Origin of the sequence: Viridibacillus sp. NPDC093762 (genome assembly GCF_050279675.1) — a bacterium.
Taxonomy (GTDB): domain Bacteria; phylum Bacillota; class Bacilli; order Bacillales_A; family Planococcaceae; genus Viridibacillus.
In genome coordinates this window covers 138,791-156,490 of the sequence record NZ_JBNNUK010000001.1, presented here as the reverse complement: position 1 = coordinate 156,490, position 17,700 = coordinate 138,791, and the positions used below count along the sequence as shown (strand labels likewise).

12 protein-coding genes and 1 other annotated feature are annotated in these 17,700 nt (G+C 35.8%); of the genes, 2 read left to right on the top strand and 10 right to left on the bottom strand.

What is annotated here, in order from left to right; all coding sequences use genetic code 11:
- Positions 1-89 precede the first annotated feature (89 nt).
- Both pruA and brnQ read left to right on the top strand, forming a co-directional pair.
- Positions 90-1,637, top strand: a complete 1,548-nt coding sequence (gene pruA / locus ACQKM9_RS00700; protein ID WP_427732780.1) for an L-glutamate gamma-semialdehyde dehydrogenase — start codon at positions 90-92, stop codon at positions 1,635-1,637.
- A gap of 290 nt (positions 1,638-1,927) precedes the next feature.
- Positions 1,928-2,180 (top strand) — a binding site (T-box leader).
- A gap of 68 nt (positions 2,181-2,248) precedes the next feature.
- The gene (gene brnQ, locus ACQKM9_RS00695; protein WP_427731741.1) at positions 2,249-3,574 is read left to right on the top strand and encodes a branched-chain amino acid transport system II carrier protein; all 1,326 of its coding nucleotides are present in this window, start codon (positions 2,249-2,251) and stop codon (positions 3,572-3,574) included.
- A 280-nt stretch (positions 3,575-3,854) separates the two neighbouring features.
- Here the strand turns inward: brnQ and ACQKM9_RS00690 are convergent, their stop codons facing one another.
- From ACQKM9_RS00690 to ACQKM9_RS00645, 10 genes are all read right to left on the bottom strand, one after another.
- A complete protein-coding gene (locus ACQKM9_RS00690) occupies positions 3,855-4,709 on the bottom strand; it encodes a nuclease-related domain-containing protein (protein WP_427732778.1) in 855 nt (284 codons plus the stop codon).
- 126 nt (positions 4,710-4,835) lie between these two features.
- Complete coding sequence (locus ACQKM9_RS00685; RefSeq protein WP_427731739.1) at positions 4,836-4,988, bottom strand: hypothetical protein; 153 nt, start codon at positions 4,986-4,988, stop codon at positions 4,836-4,838.
- Positions 4,989-5,953: 965 nt separating this feature from the next.
- Positions 5,954-6,649 carry a YqjF family protein gene (locus ACQKM9_RS00680; RefSeq protein ID WP_427731737.1) on the bottom strand — a complete coding sequence of 232 codons (696 nt, stop codon included), beginning with the start codon at positions 6,647-6,649 and terminating at the stop codon, positions 5,954-5,956.
- A gap of 141 nt (positions 6,650-6,790) precedes the next feature.
- Positions 6,791-7,636 (bottom strand): ComEC/Rec2 family competence protein, encoded by an 846-nt coding sequence (locus ACQKM9_RS00675; protein WP_427731736.1) that lies wholly within the window; start codon positions 7,634-7,636, stop codon positions 6,791-6,793.
- A gap of 133 nt (positions 7,637-7,769) precedes the next feature.
- Positions 7,770-9,230 (bottom strand): 4-hydroxyphenylacetate 3-monooxygenase, oxygenase component, encoded by a 1,461-nt coding sequence (gene hpaB / locus ACQKM9_RS00670; protein WP_427731735.1) that lies wholly within the window; start codon positions 9,228-9,230, stop codon positions 7,770-7,772.
- Between the two features lie 436 nt (positions 9,231-9,666).
- Positions 9,667-9,954, bottom strand: a complete 288-nt coding sequence (locus tag ACQKM9_RS00665; RefSeq protein ID WP_427731734.1) for a hypothetical protein — start codon at positions 9,952-9,954, stop codon at positions 9,667-9,669.
- A 192-nt stretch (positions 9,955-10,146) separates the two neighbouring features.
- Complete coding sequence (locus ACQKM9_RS00660; RefSeq protein ID WP_427731733.1) at positions 10,147-12,579, bottom strand: hypothetical protein; 2,433 nt, start codon at positions 12,577-12,579, stop codon at positions 10,147-10,149.
- Positions 12,580-12,847: 268 nt separating this feature from the next.
- Positions 12,848-14,650: an ABC transporter substrate-binding protein gene (locus tag ACQKM9_RS00655; protein ID WP_427731732.1), complete on the bottom strand. Its 1,803-nt coding sequence runs from the start codon at positions 14,648-14,650 to the stop codon at positions 12,848-12,850.
- Between the two features lie 26 nt (positions 14,651-14,676).
- Complete coding sequence (locus tag ACQKM9_RS00650) at positions 14,677-16,167, bottom strand: ABC transporter permease (RefSeq protein WP_427731731.1); 1,491 nt, start codon at positions 16,165-16,167, stop codon at positions 14,677-14,679.
- Between the two features lie 13 nt (positions 16,168-16,180).
- Complete coding sequence (locus tag ACQKM9_RS00645; protein ID WP_427731729.1) at positions 16,181-17,419, bottom strand: ABC transporter permease; 1,239 nt, start codon at positions 17,417-17,419, stop codon at positions 16,181-16,183.
- Positions 17,420-17,700 lie beyond the last annotated feature (281 nt).

Here is a 17,700-nt window from a genome sequence, read left to right as displayed (position 1 = left end):
AATATGCCAAATGATATTGCATTATTATATATATACTTTTCAGAAAAGTGCAAACTCATTTTGCACCTTACAACTTAGGGGGATAAAAAATAATGATTCCATACAAACATGAACCATTTACAGATTTCACTTCGAAAGAGCATGCAGATGCATATCAAACTGCATTAAAACAAGTAAAAGAACAATTAGGACAAGAATATCCTTTAATCATAAACGGTGAAAAAGTAACAACTGAGCAAAAAATTTCATCTTACAATCCTGCTAAGAAATCAGAATTAGTTGGTGTTGTATCAAAAGCTAACCAAGAATTAGCTGAAAAAGCCATGCAAGCTGCACATACTGCCTTTGGGGAATGGCAATATACGCCAGCTGAAGTAAGAGCTGATATTTTATTTAAAGCAGCTGCAATCATCCGCCGTCGTAAACACGAATTCTCTGCTTGGTTAACATTCGAAGCTGGTAAACCGTGGAATGAGGCTGATGCTGATACTGCTGAAGCAATCGATTTCCTTGAGTATTATGGTCGCCAAATGTTAGCGATTAAAGATGGTCAACCAGTTGAAAGTCGTGTTGGCGAATTTAACCGCTATGACTACATCCCATTAGGTGTTGGTGTCATCATCTCTCCTTGGAACTTCCCATTTGCAATCATGGCTGGTACTACTGTAGCAGCAGTTGTTACTGGTAACACAGTACTTTTAAAACCTGCTTCAACTACACCAGTTGTTGCTTACAAATTCATTGAAGTATTAGAAGAAGCTGGCCTTCCAGCAGGTGTTGTTAACTACATCCCAGGTTCAGGCGCTGAAGTTGGCGATTATTTAGTTGATCACAAGCTTACTCGTTTCATCAGTTTCACTGGTTCTCGTGATGTTGGTCTTCGTATTAACCAACGTGCTTCCATAGTAAATGAAGGACAAATTTGGATTAAACGTGTTATCGCTGAAATGGGCGGTAAAGATACGATTGTAGTAGATAAAGAGGCTGATTTAGAATTAGCTGCTCAATCTATCGTTAAATCTGCATTCGGCTTTAGTGGTCAAAAATGTTCAGCATGTTCACGTGTAGTAATTGTGGATGAAGTTTATGATGAAGTAGTCGCACGTGTAGAGGAACTAACAAACGCTTTACAAGTCGGTAATCCAGAAGATCCTACTAACTATACTGGACCAGTTATTGATGAAGCTGCATTCAATAAAATTACTAGCTACATCGAAATTGGTAAAGAAGAAGGCCGCTTAATCGCTGGCGGTACTGCTGACCAATCAGAAGGCTATTTCGTTCAACCAACAGTATTTGCAGATGTCTCTCCTGAAGCACGCATTATGAAAGAAGAAATCTTCGGACCAGTTGTAGCTATTTCAAAAGCTTCTAATTTTGAAGAAGCGATCGCAATTGCTAATGACACTGAATATGGTTTAACTGGTGCTGTCATTTCAAAAAATCGTGCTAACATCGAATACGCACGTCAACGCTTCCATGTTGGAAACCTGTACTTCAACCGTGGCTGTACTGGCGCTATCGTAGGATACCAACCATTCGGTGGTTTCAATATGTCAGGTACAGATTCTAAAGCTGGTGGCCCTGATTATTTACAGCTTCATATGCAAGCAAAAACAACTTCAGAAACACTATAAATTTCTCTCCTATACTATAGGAAGAAACTCTAGATTTTTTTATGCTCGACGTATGATAGTTCATACGTCGAGTTTTTATTTATACATTTTATATACTAATAGAATTGTTAAAATTACGTTACTTCTTAGTATAATTCTCCTTATTTTATTTACTGGGATTTAAATTATTATGGATTTTAATATTAGAACATATGTAGATTCACACTGTTTTTATCATATTTTTGAGAATAATTTAATTGTTCAATTTATATTGACAATTCTGTTTCTAGTTGGTAAACTATGAAACATATCCAAATTCGTTGAAGAGAATAAGTACGGATGGACACTTAATCCATAGAGAGTCGACACTTGCTGAAAGTCGATGTTTAAATCCATTTCTGAAGTAATCTCTGAGAAGCAAAATTGAACTTGAAGTAGATTTTGCCGGCAAATCCTCCGTTACCAAGGGATCACGTATATTAGTACGGTGGCTGAGTGCCGGATTTTTTGTGAACAACAAAATTCCGGAATTAGGGTGGTATCGCGAGTAATCTCGTCCCTTTTATAGGGGCGAGTTTTTTTTGTGCCTATTTTCACTGAATATGGATTACTATTTTGAAGGAGTGAATGAAATGAAAAAATCGACAACTTTGTTTATTGGTCTAATGTTATTTTCAATGTTCTTTGGAGCAGGTAATCTTATTTTCCCACCGTCTTTAGGTGCTAACGCAGGGACAAACTTTCCACTCGCTATTACTGGATTTATCGTGACTGCAGTTGGTCTACCATTACTTGTATTAATAGCTTTATCATTTGTTGAAGGTGGCGTGCGTACACTAGGGAGTCGTGTCCACCCTATCTTTGGTATCGTTTATACAATCACCGCATATTTATCAGTCGGACCATTTCTTGCTATCCCTCGTAATGCAACACTGGCATTCGAGATGGGATTAAAGCCTTTTATATCTGATTCCACTTTTGCTCTAATCGGTTTTACGGCTTTATTTTTCCTTTTAGTATTTTTAGTTAGCTTAAACCAAAGTAAAATGATGGATTTAATGGGTAAAATCATTACGCCACTTTTATTAATTAGTATGATTGTTTTAGTTGTAGTAGGTTTTGTTCGATTACAAAATGGCGCATTAGCTCCTACAACAACAGAGTATATTCAATCTCCATTCCTAAAAGGTTTTTTAGAAGGATATAACACAATGGATGCTCTTGCTGCACTTGCGTTTGGTATTGTTATTTTGAGCACATTGAAACAACAAGGTGCTACGGAAGGTAAGATGCTTCGAAGAGAAGTGCTTAAAGCGGGGCTTTTAGCTGGATTCTTACTAGCTGTTGTATATTGCTCACTAGGCTATATCGGTGTGAAAATGGCAGGAACAGGTACATTTGAAAACGGCAGCGCCCTTCTTTCATCTGCTTCCTATTTATTGTTTGGACAATGGGGCAACTTATTATTAGGTATTATTTTCGTACTCGCTTGCTTCACTACATGTGTTGGATTAGTATCTGCGTGTGCAAACTATTTTTCTACTTTAGTACCTAAAGTTGGTTATAAAAAAATCTCTTTATTCTTTTCATTTATTGGTTTCGGATTAGCTAACTTCGGACTAAATACAATTTTATTGGTAAGTGTTCCTTTTTTAATCGCTGCATACTCATTAACAATTGTATTGATCGTGATTTCTCTATTCCATCCGTTATTTAAAGGTTCTTCCTATGTTTACGTTACAGCAATGTCCCTTACCGGAATAGTTGCTTTATATGATGGTTTAAAAGCTTTCGGCCTCAAGTTTGGTGTAGTTGATAAATATATGAGCTATCTTCCATTTGCGGATTTAGGATTGGGGTGGATTATTCCTGCCATTGTAGGGACTGCCATTGGTTATTGTCTATATCTTATTAAGGGCGAATCTCCGGTGGTTGTCTCAAGGGCTGTTGGGAAGTGATTTTTTATAGTAGAGACTACCCGCAGTTCGTTGGGTAGTCTTTTATTTGTGGAATAAATGGACTTGGGATGGAGAATGTGGGTTGGTTATCGACTGTTGCACTAAGTGCAGGGATTGTTGCGCTATCTTAGTTGTTTGTTGCGCTAAGTGCGTTGTTTGTTGCACTATCTCAGGTGTTTGTTGCGCTACCTCGAATGTTTGTTATTTAGCAGAATATTCATGTCCTTATGATAGGTGCCTTTATTGATTTTGGGTATAAAAAAACCAGCTTTTGCTGGTTTTATTTTTTGAATAGCGGTTGATTGTAATCATAGTGATGAACACGCAATTTTGTGTTCCCTATCGGAGTTAAATTCATCTTTTTGAGGAGTCTTGATATTGTAAATTTATCTTCTATTTGTAGAAAGCCTCTACACTCTTTGTTTGTAATGGTAGGTTTAAACAGTTGAAACCAATCGAGCATAGTTTGCTCGAGAATGACTTGCTTCGGTGCCTTACAATTAGAGCAACATTGACCTCTTCTAGATGAATACTCTATAGGGGCACCACATGGGCAGATCATTCCTGGATTTAAGTTTTCGGGTTGTAGGTTGTATTTTTGACATAAGGGGAAGGGATTATACGGCTTGATTTGTGACTTTAGTTGATTGCAAAGTAAACGGAATTCTTCAACGTTGAGTTTGTGTGGGAGAGAATTAAGCTGTTCTAGAAAGAGGGAGATTTCTTTGTTGAACAGTAATTGCACTTTCTTGGGGCGCTTTTTTATTAATGTGTTGGTGTTTGGCATGACAATTTTATAGTATATCGGGATTTCATATTTGTTATTTTGGAGCCAATATTTCAGGCTACTTACTGCACGGATAATTTGACTTTGGGGACATTCGTATATTCGCTTTTCACCATCTACTATTTGGACTAATTGATAAGGATTTTCGTGAAATCTTAATACACCTCGCATATTTTTCACTTCAAATATGCAAATGTAGCTAGGCGTGACAATGAGCGAGTCTATTTGCACAAAGCGAAATTTTGAAACTTGTAATTCAACATTAGGAAAATAGACAAATGGCAGTTTAAAATGAGTTTCTAGGACGAAATGGTCAACGCGCAATTCTCCTTTATAGCCTGCTAAAATACGTTCGGTGTCTTGCCGTATACTGTTAATGGCTTTATGATGCGTGTTCGGGACTCTATAAAGGAGCCGATTGAGTGCTTGAAATTGTAGCGGAACGGGTCTTGTAATAATGAAGATTCACTCCCTCTAAACTTTAGTTAGATAGAATCTATCACAATATGGAAAATTTTTCAATAGAGATGTGGATTGTTGCGCTAAGTGAGTTGTTTGTTGTTCTAATTCGGTCATTTGTTGTGCTATCTCAGCTGTTTGTTGCGCTAACTCACCCCTTTGTTGCACTAACTCGTCCCTTTGTTATTTAGCAGAATATTCACGTCCTATTTCGCTCCTTTTTCTCCATTTTGAGGTGCCTTGAGGTTGCGAAAATCTTGATTTTGATCATATTTTGCTATCCCTCGATATTCGCTGTTATTTAAGGATTGGATAGCGGCAGATTTTGATTACTGCTCGAATTTCGGGGATTGTAGCTCTAACTCAGCTGTTTGTTGCGCTATCTCAGTTGTTTGTTGCGCTAACTCAACCCTTTGTTGCGCTATCTCACCCCTTTGTTGCGCTAATTCGTCCCTTTGTTATTTAGCAGAATATTCACGTCCTATTCCGCTCCTTTTTCTCCGTTTTGAGGTACCTTGAGGTTGCGAAAATCTTGATTTTGATCTTATTTTGCTATCCCTCGATATTCACTGTTATTTAAGGATTGGATAGCGGCAGATTTTGATTACTGCTCGAATTTCGGGGATTGTAGCTCTAACTCAGCTGTTTGTTGCGCTATCTCAGTTGTTTGTTGCGCTAACTCAACCCTTTGTTGCGCTATCTCACCCCTTTGTTGCGCTAATTCGTCCCTTTGTTATTTAGCAGAATATTCACGTCCTATTCCGCTCCTTTTTCTCCGTTTTGAGGTACCTTGAGGTTGCGAAAATCTTGATTTTGATCTTATTTTGCTATCCCTCGATATTCACTGTTATTTAAGGATTGGATAGCGGCAGATTTTGATTACTGCTCGAATTTCGGGGATTGTTGCTCTAACTCAGTTGTTTGTTGCGCCAACTCAACCCTTTGTTGCGCCAACTCAACCCTTTGTTGCACTAACTCGCCCCTTTATTGCGCCAACTCAACCCTTTATTGCTCTAACTCAACCCTTTGTTGCGCTATCTCACCCCTTTGTTGCTCTAACTCGTCCCTTTGTTATTTAGCAGAATATTCATGTCTTTAGAGGCTTTCATTCTCCCCTAAAGATATCAATGATTTTAGATTTCTTTAACTGGTGGGTAAAGGTAGACTTTTTTTATTTTAGAAAAGTGAGCGATGGGGTAATTTTCTTTATCATGATAATTTAAAAAAGAGGCGATTGAATTTTCATGGATAGTATATGCGGCTTTTTGCAATGTCCATGGAGTATGGTCATTATCTACTCTTAGTAACTGGTCGTTTACTTTTGTCCAGCAATGGTAACGTTCGCTTAGCCAGCATTCGAGTTGACTACGTTCAATGGGTCCAGAAATTGGTTCATATGAAGCTATTAGAGTTTCGGAATTCGTTTCTATTTGTTTACTTCTACTATAAAAAGTAATTACATTCTCATTCTTTTTCAAGGTAATATTCGCTTTTCTAAAAGGCATAAAGTTTTTAAAATTCACTAGTTTAGCGATTAGTTGATTATTGGCATCTATGCTTATGAAATATACGCCAGCCTTTTCTTTATAAGTGACATATGTGCGGACATTTAATTCTAAAAAAGAACTGATTCCAGGTATGGATGGTATCAACCTTGGGCGATTCTCTTTTACTTGAAAAAACACTAAACTGATCCATGCTTTATTGTTAAAGAGCTCGAGTTCGAGTTCTGATGGGATGTATTGACGTATATCTTCAGCTGGAACCGGCCAATGTAGAAATAATACATCGTGCCATTCCTGCGTTATGATCCAAGGTCTAATATTCATTTCCTAACTCCTTTCTATAACTTTACAATGTTTATTATTCCCTTTGATGAATATATTCAAACGAGAAAAAAATAAACCCTACACTCCCGTGAGCTTAGGGTTTATTTTTGTGAAGCATTTAGACCAAGTTTTAAACTGTAGTTATTGTTGCATACTAATCGAAGTACCATCACTTTTCACGTATACTGTTCCGTTTTTTGTGACAAATACTTTCGTTCCTAATTTCTCCAAGGCCCTAACTGCTTTAGTTCTTTTCCTTGCGCTCGTGATGACAGCGAATTTTGGATTCACCATGCTGTAAAATTCCAATGTATTATCTTCAAATTTCCCATGATGCGGTACTTTTAAAAACGTATGTTCAACAACGCTATGTTTCATTATTTCATCCATGCGTTCTTCTTCTGCATCTGCTGTTAATAAAAAGCTGTTGCTTCCATGCTGTACGCTTACTATAAGTGAATAATCATTTTCTATTTTATATTTACTTTTTTGAGGTGGGTATACTGTAAATTCAGCGGTACCTGCTGTAAAGGAATAGGTAGAGGTTAAAGCTTTAGGATTGATGTGATTTGCTGTAATGGCATTTTTGTACTCCAAATATTGTATACTGCTACGCTTATAATTAGGCGTAATAATTTCTTGAACGTCTACACTATTGATGATTGTATCTGCTCCACCAACATGATCTTTATCAAAATGAGTCAAAATTAGGTAGTCAATTTTTTCTATATTATGTTCTTCTAAATAATCGACAATTTTTTTGCCATGCTTGTCTTCTCCAGTATCAATCAATATCGTTTTGCCACCGGACATTAAAAGCATGCTGTCGGCTTTACCAATTTGAAAAATCGTCATATCTAATAATGTGGTCTCACTATTTGCAGCAATTTTCGTGTGAAAAGAGGAGCAACCTATTAAAGTCAGAATGATGAGCATAATTATGTACTGGAACATCAATCTTTTGCCTTTGGACAAATGCTGATTCATACAACCACTCCCCTTTTTTCTTCAAATTAATGTACGTGTAGTATCCTCTAAATGAGTTGAATTATGACGAAAAAAAATCCCCTTATCTAATGATGAGGAGATTTTCGTTATTGCTATTGGGACTATACGTACATTAAATTTTTTTTAGCGGATTGGTATTAGAACTCAATACATCCTGCACTCTTTGCACGTATGGATCTTTATCATACGTTAAATAAAGCTGACTAGAGAGCCTTACGGGATCACCAAAGAACAGTCGTTCATACAGTGTTTGACGTGTGCCAAAAGAGCTCATAGTCATATCCCAAGCTAGACGGAATATTTTAACGCGATCTTCTGCCGTATCGGCTTTCGATTGCAAATAATGATCTAGGTCTTTTCTTATACTTGATTGGAATGAATTTTCAGTTGGGATTGACATTAATCCGCTTGCTCCCAAGATTTGAATGATTTCAGCAAATCTCGGATAGACCTTAGGAAATACGTTTATAGATATTTGTAACGTTGTCAGATCTGGTCTCATAATGCCTGATTCATCCAACTTGGCTTCTTCTTCTGATTTCATGACCAGTGCTTTCATTGTTTCCAACGCAACAATAATTTCAGTAGCCTTTTCTTGAACATGTAGGTATCCACCAATATTAATCGTATTGATAATTGACTGTACTACACCCAATACAAACTCAGTTTTCACAATTTGTCTACACGCTACTTGATGCAACGCAAAAGGTTGAAAAGCACTAGCCATCATAAAATTATTGGATACACCTAAATTGTTATAATAAAATACACGCTCCCAAGGAACCAATACATTATCAAATACCACAATCGTATCCATTTCATCATAACGAGAACTTAATGGGTAATTAAATGTTGAATCACCCCCAACAAAAGACTCTCTGCATAGAAATTTCAATCCTTTAGTGTTACTTGCTATCGAAAAGGCAAATCCCTTTTCTTCCTCCAACATCCCGGCAGCTGACATCACTAATAATTCGTCAGTAATGCCACCCTGTGTTGCGAGTAACCGCGCACCTTTTACAATAATACCTTCATCATTACTATCTATTACTTTTGCAGCAATAGGCTCTTTTGTAGACTCAAAATAATATTGCCCTCTATTTACCTGAGGGTCCACAAATGTATGTGTCATCGATATATCATTTTCTCGTGCATATTCATAGAACGCTCGTAAATGTTCAGGAAAGCAATTTTCTTTTCCTTCTAAAAATTGAGCAGACGCTGCAAACGCCATTAACGCTGTGTTCATATAATCTGGACTTCTGCCCATCATGCCATTATTTGATTTAGCCCAATGCTGAATCATTTCTCGTCTTTTAGCTAAATCTGCTTTCGACTTAGGTTGTAGATAAGACAGACCTACTGGATTTCCAGTAGTTGGTGATGGATAGGTGAGGGCATCTATTAGTGAAGCATCATGCTGCATCTCATATAACAACGCTTGGCTTTTCATAATCCCCTTAAATGCCGGGTGCTCGGAAATATTACCTGTCACTTGCTTACCATCAATCCAAACATTTGTTTTCAGCTTGTTAATTCGGTCAATATATTGTTTGCCGGTTATTGCTGTCATACGCACACTCCTAAATTATACTTGCTAATGGTGAAATAGCTGTACGGATATATTCATCCAACTATTTCTTTAGTCATATTTTATGAGTATGACCTAACTATTGTTACTGTCCGATTAAGGCATTCTAAACTGCATTAGCTTTTAAGTAGGAATAAAAACACTCAAAGAAAAATTTTACTCAACAAGAAGACATCAAATACTGTGTAACCAACTTTTAGATTCCACTTTCCATCTTCGATAACCATTAACTTTAAAAGCAAAAAAACCCCCTGATATAGCATGCGGAGGTTTACTTTTTAATGATTCTATTGTTTTTACATTCTTATTCACTAATTACACAGTGTTAGGATTCTTCCAGTCATTTTATGTATTAGTAATCGTACAATTTTAATAATGTAAACTTATTATTTTCACCTACTTAGATTGCATAATTGTGCTACTTTTCGTTATTTCTTCGTCTTGTAATAAAATGATGGTGGGTTTTAAACCCTTTCCATTCTTTCATATGCATATGTAAGTCTTTTCGTTGAAGTCTCGTTTCAGTTGTTTTCATATCAAAAGTAGAATTGCTCTTCATAGTGTCATCAACAATAAATATTACCGGGAATTGAAATAATTTTCGAACTAAGTATATCATTCTCTGCTCATTTCGATCTGCCTCAATTATATGCACTGTTATTTCACTAAAATCGATTATTTCTTCCCCTTGATAATAGTACTTCACTTCTCCCATCTCCTTTTAGAAATTTTATCCCCTCTCTTAATTTATCATAAATAGGAAAAATTAACCATTAAATATGTGTAATATTTTTAAATTCACCTTTTTCAGTAGGCATAATGATGCTATTTTTAAACTCCTTAAAAACAAAGCCCACCAAACATAAGTGTTTGAAGGGCTTTGTGGAAAATTCATTATTTATAGTCCATTGAACTTTACATTGAATTCTTTTTCTAAATCTGATTGTTTAGCATAACCTGCTCCTGCAGGGCGTTTTTCTAGAACGTATTTTGCAATTTCTCTACTTTTGACAACATCTAGTCTACTTAACTTATCCTTTAAAGTATCCATTTCATATAGTGCAGAAAGCATCCCATCAATATCTGTTACACTATTGGCTCTTTCAAAAGCACTTGCTTGATCAAACACTTTTAAAGTAGCAGTCGCAGGTACGATGAGACTATCTGAAGAGGTTGCTTCGATATTCACTATATCCGCAAGATTGGATCTAAGCGTAAATGTGATGCTTCCATTGTTCCCCAATGTTACTACTTGACTGTTATCTAAACTTTCAGGCGTAATTACTTTATTAATTCCGTTAGATAACATCACCGTAGCGAATGTTGACTTAAATTCAAACGTAACTGTACTGCTGACTTTAGGTGCATATGGTAGGCCGTTTTGATCTACAGTTTGATAGTTTAGTGTCACTGGTGTTTCCGCTGAAATTGAAGTTACATCCTCACCATTTGCATTAACGAATTTCATACTAGCTATGCTTACGATTGCTTCGTTAAAGTAAGTAAGTGGTGCTGTTTGTTGTAAATCGCCTTCATCTAGTTGGCCAGTTCCCGCACTAGAAGCATTATCAATAAATACTGTTGGAATAATATAAGAATCTACTTTTCTATTAATTACTGTAAATGCTACAGTACCTTTTTTATCCGTTACTAATGTGTAATTACCATATCTATCTGGCGTTATTATTTTGTTATCTTGGAAAATAAAAGCTGTTTCTGTGTCACCTTTTAACGCTACTTTAACAGGATATTTAGCAGGAGCTTTATTACCAGCTACGTCCGTTAACGTCGCTACATATTGACGACCACCGAAGTTTGCCCCATATGTATTACCAACTACGACATTTTTTGCAGTAGAAACGTTAGAAGCATTCTCTGTTCCAAGCGCTTCAACATTTATAGCCATTGAATGCTTAATTTCAAACTTAACTGTTGAACCTTTTGCCTGTAATTCTGTTGCATCTAATCTTTCTAACGAATCATTACCATTCGCAAATACTATAGGCGTTACAGATGTACCAGCACCCGTAATTGTAAAAGTTCCTTCACCTTTAGCATTAACATACACTTTTGCTCCTGCTTGAGTCGTTGCAGTTTGATAAGGTGTTGTCTTATTACTCTCTACAATCTGTGCTTTGCGATTAATCTTATCTGATGTTACATTCAAGTTTTCAGCAAATGTAACATTGACGTATTTACCTTTTGTATCACTTGATGCATCTACTGGATTAACGTTCACTTTATATACTTTTTTAGAATTGTTGGCTACTGTAGATTCCTTTGTCACATCCGTAATTCTTAAACGTTCAGAGTCACCCCAATAGACTTTTGTTTCGGATGATTTCACGCCAGAGTTTACAGATGAATATGCATATACAGAATCTTGAGTAAAGACATGCTGTATGTAACTATACTTGGCTACACCATTTTCGTCTGTTAGAACTTCGACAGTTGTTTTCTTACTTGTATCCGCTGCATTTCCAATCGTAAATGTTACTGGAATATAAGATTTTGGCTGACCATTCTCTACTTCTACTTGCGCCTCAACCGTTACTTGCGAACCTAAAATTCCTTGAAGGGAAGCATTTTTTAAAGAGACCTTTGTTGGCATAACAGCCGAGACCCCCACAAATTCTGGTTGTTTGACACCATCAAGTGCTACTGTATACTTTCTGCCACCTTGCTGTGGAGAAGTTGTTAATACAACCACTTTGTCATCAGTTGCCTTTATCGCAGCATTTATCACATTTAAATCGTCAATGACAAAACGTCCAGCAGTAATTTCGCTAACTTTTTGTGCATTATCAAATGTGACTTCAATCGTAGTGTTATTGATTACTTTCACTGCATTAATTGTAGTCGAAACAACAAATCCGTTTTTATATAGTTTTTTAGTACCTTGATAAAGGACTACACCATTTGCCACCGTTCCTTTTACATACAATTTTCCAGAGGCACTTTCAATACCTGTAAATTCTTTACCGTTTTGATACAATTTCTTTCCGAATAATCCATTCCCTTTTTTACCTACATTGTAATAGACGTTTTTATAGAGACCTGTTCCTTTTATACCTGCTTTGTAATACGTTTTTTTATAAAGTCCCGTAAATTTTTTACCGTCTTTGTATAAGACATTTTTGAAAGATTTATAGCCTTTTACAGCTTTACCTGTGTTCACCGAAACTAATTTACCTTTTGTAATCGTGATAGTCGCAGATTTAGCGAACGCTGTATTGGTAGCTTCCGTTACTGCAAATGATCCTGTTAATATCGCAGCTCCGATTGCGAAAGAAGCTACAGGCTTAACGAATTTCAAGCTAAATTTCCCCATTTCTAAAATCCTCCTTAATAGATATCACACTCTACTTTCCATTAAGAATAGTATATCAAAATACCCAATAATAGTATAATAAAGGGATTTTTTAAAATTCATGGGTTTTATATTTAGGATTGATGTTAAATTACACAATAGCCATAGAAATTTGATGACAATTTTATCTTTCTAGCATTTTAACGATATTCTCATCAATATATTATTAAAGAAAAATTTAAAAACCCCTAACCAAAAAGATTAGGGGATGATTCGTTAAGTGAAATCGTTACTTCTCACTTTGGTATTCTTTTAATAATTCTTTTGCTTTGTTGTTATCCGCCTCTAGTTTTAATCCAGTTTCCACAAGAGGGCTCAATGTTGAAACAGCGTTCATCTTGTTACCTTGATAGAAGTTTTTAATTTCTTCTTGATTGATTGAATACAAGATTGATTGGCGTAATGCTACACTCTTAGACACATCACGGTCTTTCATATTAAAGGCAAGATATGCGACACCATTACTTTTATTTTGTTGCAATGTAAGTTTGTCGTCTTTCTTCACGATATCGTATTTACTTTCTGGAACGCCATTTAAAATATGAATTTCACCGTTACGTAATGCAGATAATGCACTTTCTGGATCTTGAATAAATTTCACTGTTATTGTTGAAATTTTCGGCTCATATTCTGTACCTTTCATGTAAGCAGGGTTTTTCACAAATTTCGCTTCGTAATCATTTTTAGAAACTAAGATGTAAGGGCCGCTTGCATAAATAGCATTATTGTAATCTTTTCCTTCAGTGATTGTTTTTTGATCACCATAAGCGATGTCTTTGTTAACATCGTATTTTGCTACATCATACGTGTTAATGCTTTCAACTTGTTTTTTAGAAACGATACCAGCAGATTGGTGTGCTAAATAATTTAGTACTTGTGGGAATGGCTTTTCAGTCGTTACTTTAACAATCTGATAGGCACCAGAGCCATTATTTGCTTTTGTTTTATCTGTTACTAAAGTTGAAATCTTTTTATCTAAACCTTTTTCTAATTGTTCACGAACAGTCGATTGACCATCTGTTGTTTTTACATCTAATTCTTTTAAGTCACTAACGATTGAAATGTCTTTCATGCTTTCATGAAGACTATACGTACGGTGATCAGGTACAGAATTTTTGTCTTTAGCACGGTCAAGTGAGAATTTTACATCCTCTGCTCCTACGCGCTCACCTGAGTTAACTGCTTTTTTGTCTTTAACTGATGCAAATTGAATGTCATCACGTAATAAGAAGTAATAATCTTTACTGCCATCTGCAATCGCGTGATTTAACGACAATGAGCCGTCTGATACAACTTCATCATCATCCGTTAAATTTACTAAACGCACATACATATTTGTATTTAATGTATTGATAGAACCGTCATTTCCTTTAATCGGATCTAACGAAGTTAAAGCACCGATTCCTTGTTGAACAAGTAAAGGTTGTGTTGCGTTTTTAGCCTTATCTTTGAATGAGATTGCTTCCCAAACTGCTGCTCTTGATTTTGGTAAGCGTAACGTTTTTTCATCGATTACTTGGTTGTTAACGCCTTGTGCTTTATATGAAGTATAAAGTGGGGCAATATAAGCTTTATCAAATACTACTAACTGTTCTAAATCTTTATATGTTTGTGTATATTCTTCTTTTAATTGTGTACTTGCTTTTTCTACTAATTTATCTGCTTCTTCATCTGCAAATAAAGTATTGTCCCCATCAGTTGTAAACAATGAACGAACAGCGTAATCAGGATTCCCTGTTACTGTAGTCCATCCACTTAGCGCTAAATCATAATTACCTGCATCTCTTTGCGCAGTGAAACTACCGTAATCAGGTTGAATGTTTAACTTTACATTGAATCCATTCTTTGTTAGTTGGTCACGTAGAATATTTAAATCATCTTCACCTGTGCTCATGCCTAAAATTTCAATAGACGTGTTTTTTGTTTCGGAAGATGGTTTTGATTCATCTTTTTTAACATCGGATTTTGTATTAACACATCCTGCTAAAACGAGTACTACTGCTGCTAAAAAAAGTACTAATCTCTTTTTCATTTGAATTCCTCCATACATAATATTTATCAATCCAATTTTGGATCTAAAGCATCTCTTAACCCATCTCCTAAGAAGTTAAAGGAAAGTACTAATAAAATAATGGCTATCCCCGGGAAAATCGCTAAATAAGGGTTGGTTTCAAGATACATGCTTCCTACTTTTAAAATATTGCCCCACTCTGGAATATGTGGTTCCACGCCTAAGCCTAAAAAGCTAAGACTGCTTGTCGCAATAACAGCTCCCCCAATAGTTAGGGTTGCTTTGACAATCATCGGAGCAAATGAATTGGGTACTACTTGTTTAAAGATGATTTTCCAATCTGCTTCCCCTAAAGCCTTTGCAGCTTCTACAAACTCTAAATTGGATACCATCATGACATTTGCACGCATTGTTCTTGCATAGGTAGGAATAGATCCTACACTTAATGCGATGATTAAATTGACGGTATTTGCACCAAATGCGGCAATAATAGCAATCGCAAGTAAGATACCAGGAACCGCATAAAGAACATCCAAAATACGCATGATGACGTTGTCAATTGACTTGTTGTAATAGCCAGCAATAGCACCTAGGAAGCCACCAATAACTAATGGAATAAGTGTTGATACTACTCCAACAATTAATGAAATACGTGCACCATAAATAATGCGTGAAAACACATCTCGTCCGAAGTTATCTGTACCAAATGGATTGGCTAAACTTGGCTCTAATAACATGGCTTCATAATTGTTCTCTACAGCAAATTCATAAACAAATGTACCGTAGCTAGCGATTGAAATAGCAAATGTGAAAATTACAAACAGTAAGCCTAGCATCGCTGTGAAATTCTTTGTGATTTTAGACCAAATCTTATTCCACTTTTCAATTGTTGACATATCTCTATTTGTACTTTTTAATAACACGCTATACCCTAAAATAAAACCAAATATATTTCCAGAAAACCCTGTTACGATTAAAGCAATACCTAACCATTTAAATACAGGTTTAATTTGATAGTCCGTATCCACCTTGCCGAAGATTACTACAGCTACGACATCAAAGATGATTAATAAAATAAATACAGCCATTGAAAGTAAAAACATGTCTGATACATATGGTTTAAATAGATTTAATAATGACACTGAAACAATTAACAATTGGGTCAGCAACATATAGTAAGAAAGCGTATATTCAATTGAAGCTTTGCGACGCAACATTCGGAAGGCGAAGGTTGTCGTAAAAACATTCCCCACTAAAATAGTTAGTAAGTTTACTGCACTCATTACCCTTGTTCTTTTTTGAATATCCCCCGTATTTAGTAAATCTCTTTTCATACAAAATAGAATAATAGCTTGCCAGCATGCTATTACTAAATAAGCAATTGTCAAGGAGCCCCACACTTTGTTCCATGTTCCCTCTGTAACATCAAAGGCATTCACTAAAAAAACAAGTACTAGTGCAATTGAAATAACTAAAACAAAGAGTGCATGTTTATACTCTTGCGATCGTTTTAAAGCAAAATCCTGTTGTGTTGTCATTTCATACACCTCGTTAAGTATTTTTCATTTGCGATCGAATTCTTGGATTTAAGAAAGCATATAGAATATCAACTACTAAGTTTACAATCGAAATCGTGATGGCAATGTAGACAACTCCCCCTAATATAGAAGGAATATCTGGTACGAATTGTTTATCTACGATATAACTGCCTAAACCACTAATATTAAATACTTTCTCTGTTACTGCTGCCCCGCCTAGCATGCCACCAAACTGCAACCCGATAATTGTAATAATAGGAATGATTGCATTACGTAAAGCATGGTTGATAAATACTCGACTTGGCTTTAAACCCTTCGCCTTCGCAGTCACAATATACTCTTCGTTCACTACTTCTAAAATGGAGGATCTAGTCATTCGCGCTATAGACGCTGTTAACCCTGTCCCTAATACAATCACAGGCATTATGATTGATAACCAATCACCTGGAGAATACGTAGCTGGTAGTATGTGCCATTTTATAGAGAAGTTCAAAATGAACACAAGTCCTTGCCAAAAGTTAGGAATAGATAAGCCAATTAAGGCGATAAACATAAAGCTATAATCCCAAAAGGAATTGGGCTTCGCTGCCGATATCATCCCAACTGGAATCGCTATTACGATAGCCATTAATAATGACCAAAACGCGATTGTTAGTGTGACAGGGAATTTGTTTGCAATGCTTGCCATTACATCTTCATTGCCTGTATAGGAATAGCCTAAATCTAACGTCAGAATCCCTTTAGTCGCATCCCATAATTGCACCCAGTACGATTGATCTAAGCCATATCGATGATCAAACTCTGCTCGCTGCTCAGCTGTTGCTGATTCTCCTAAAATATTTGCCGCTGGATCAGCAGGAGAAAAATGCAAAATAGAGAATACAAAGATGGTAACCGATATAATTACAAAAATAGTCATTACTAATCGTTCGAAAATATAGCGAACGAGCGGTCTAGCATACATCATTAAGAACAAATACATAAGAATACCTGGTATAAAACTCACTATAACAAAGTTTCTATTTTGTAAGCATTTTGCAAAGAAATGCTGATAGTTTGTATTGCTTTGATCCGTTGTTTCCAGTTCGGCTTGCGCCATTTTCAATACTCTTTCATTTGCAAGCTTTGTTGCTTCCTCCTGCATTTCTTGTTCACGGATGGTTTCATCAAAATATAGCTTTTTACTTCGATATTGTTCCTCATACCGCTGAATCAGTTCACTATATGTAGAAGATTTTTTTATCTTTTCCATATGTTCAAATAGCATTTGCTGATATTGTGTGCTCTTATATTTTGTTTTATATATGCACCACATGACGATATGAACTGGTAAACCTAACAAGAATATTATGTACTTATAAAAAAGGAGAGAGCTTAGATTGCTATAAACATTCTCTAAACTGCCTTTTATCCGCTCATTTTTTATTTTCAGAAAAATCACTCCTTTAATCTTGATTATTCCTAGTAATTTAGTATACTATTAGAAACAAAGTATAAATTTTATCTTATTAGAAGTCAACATAATTATTTTAA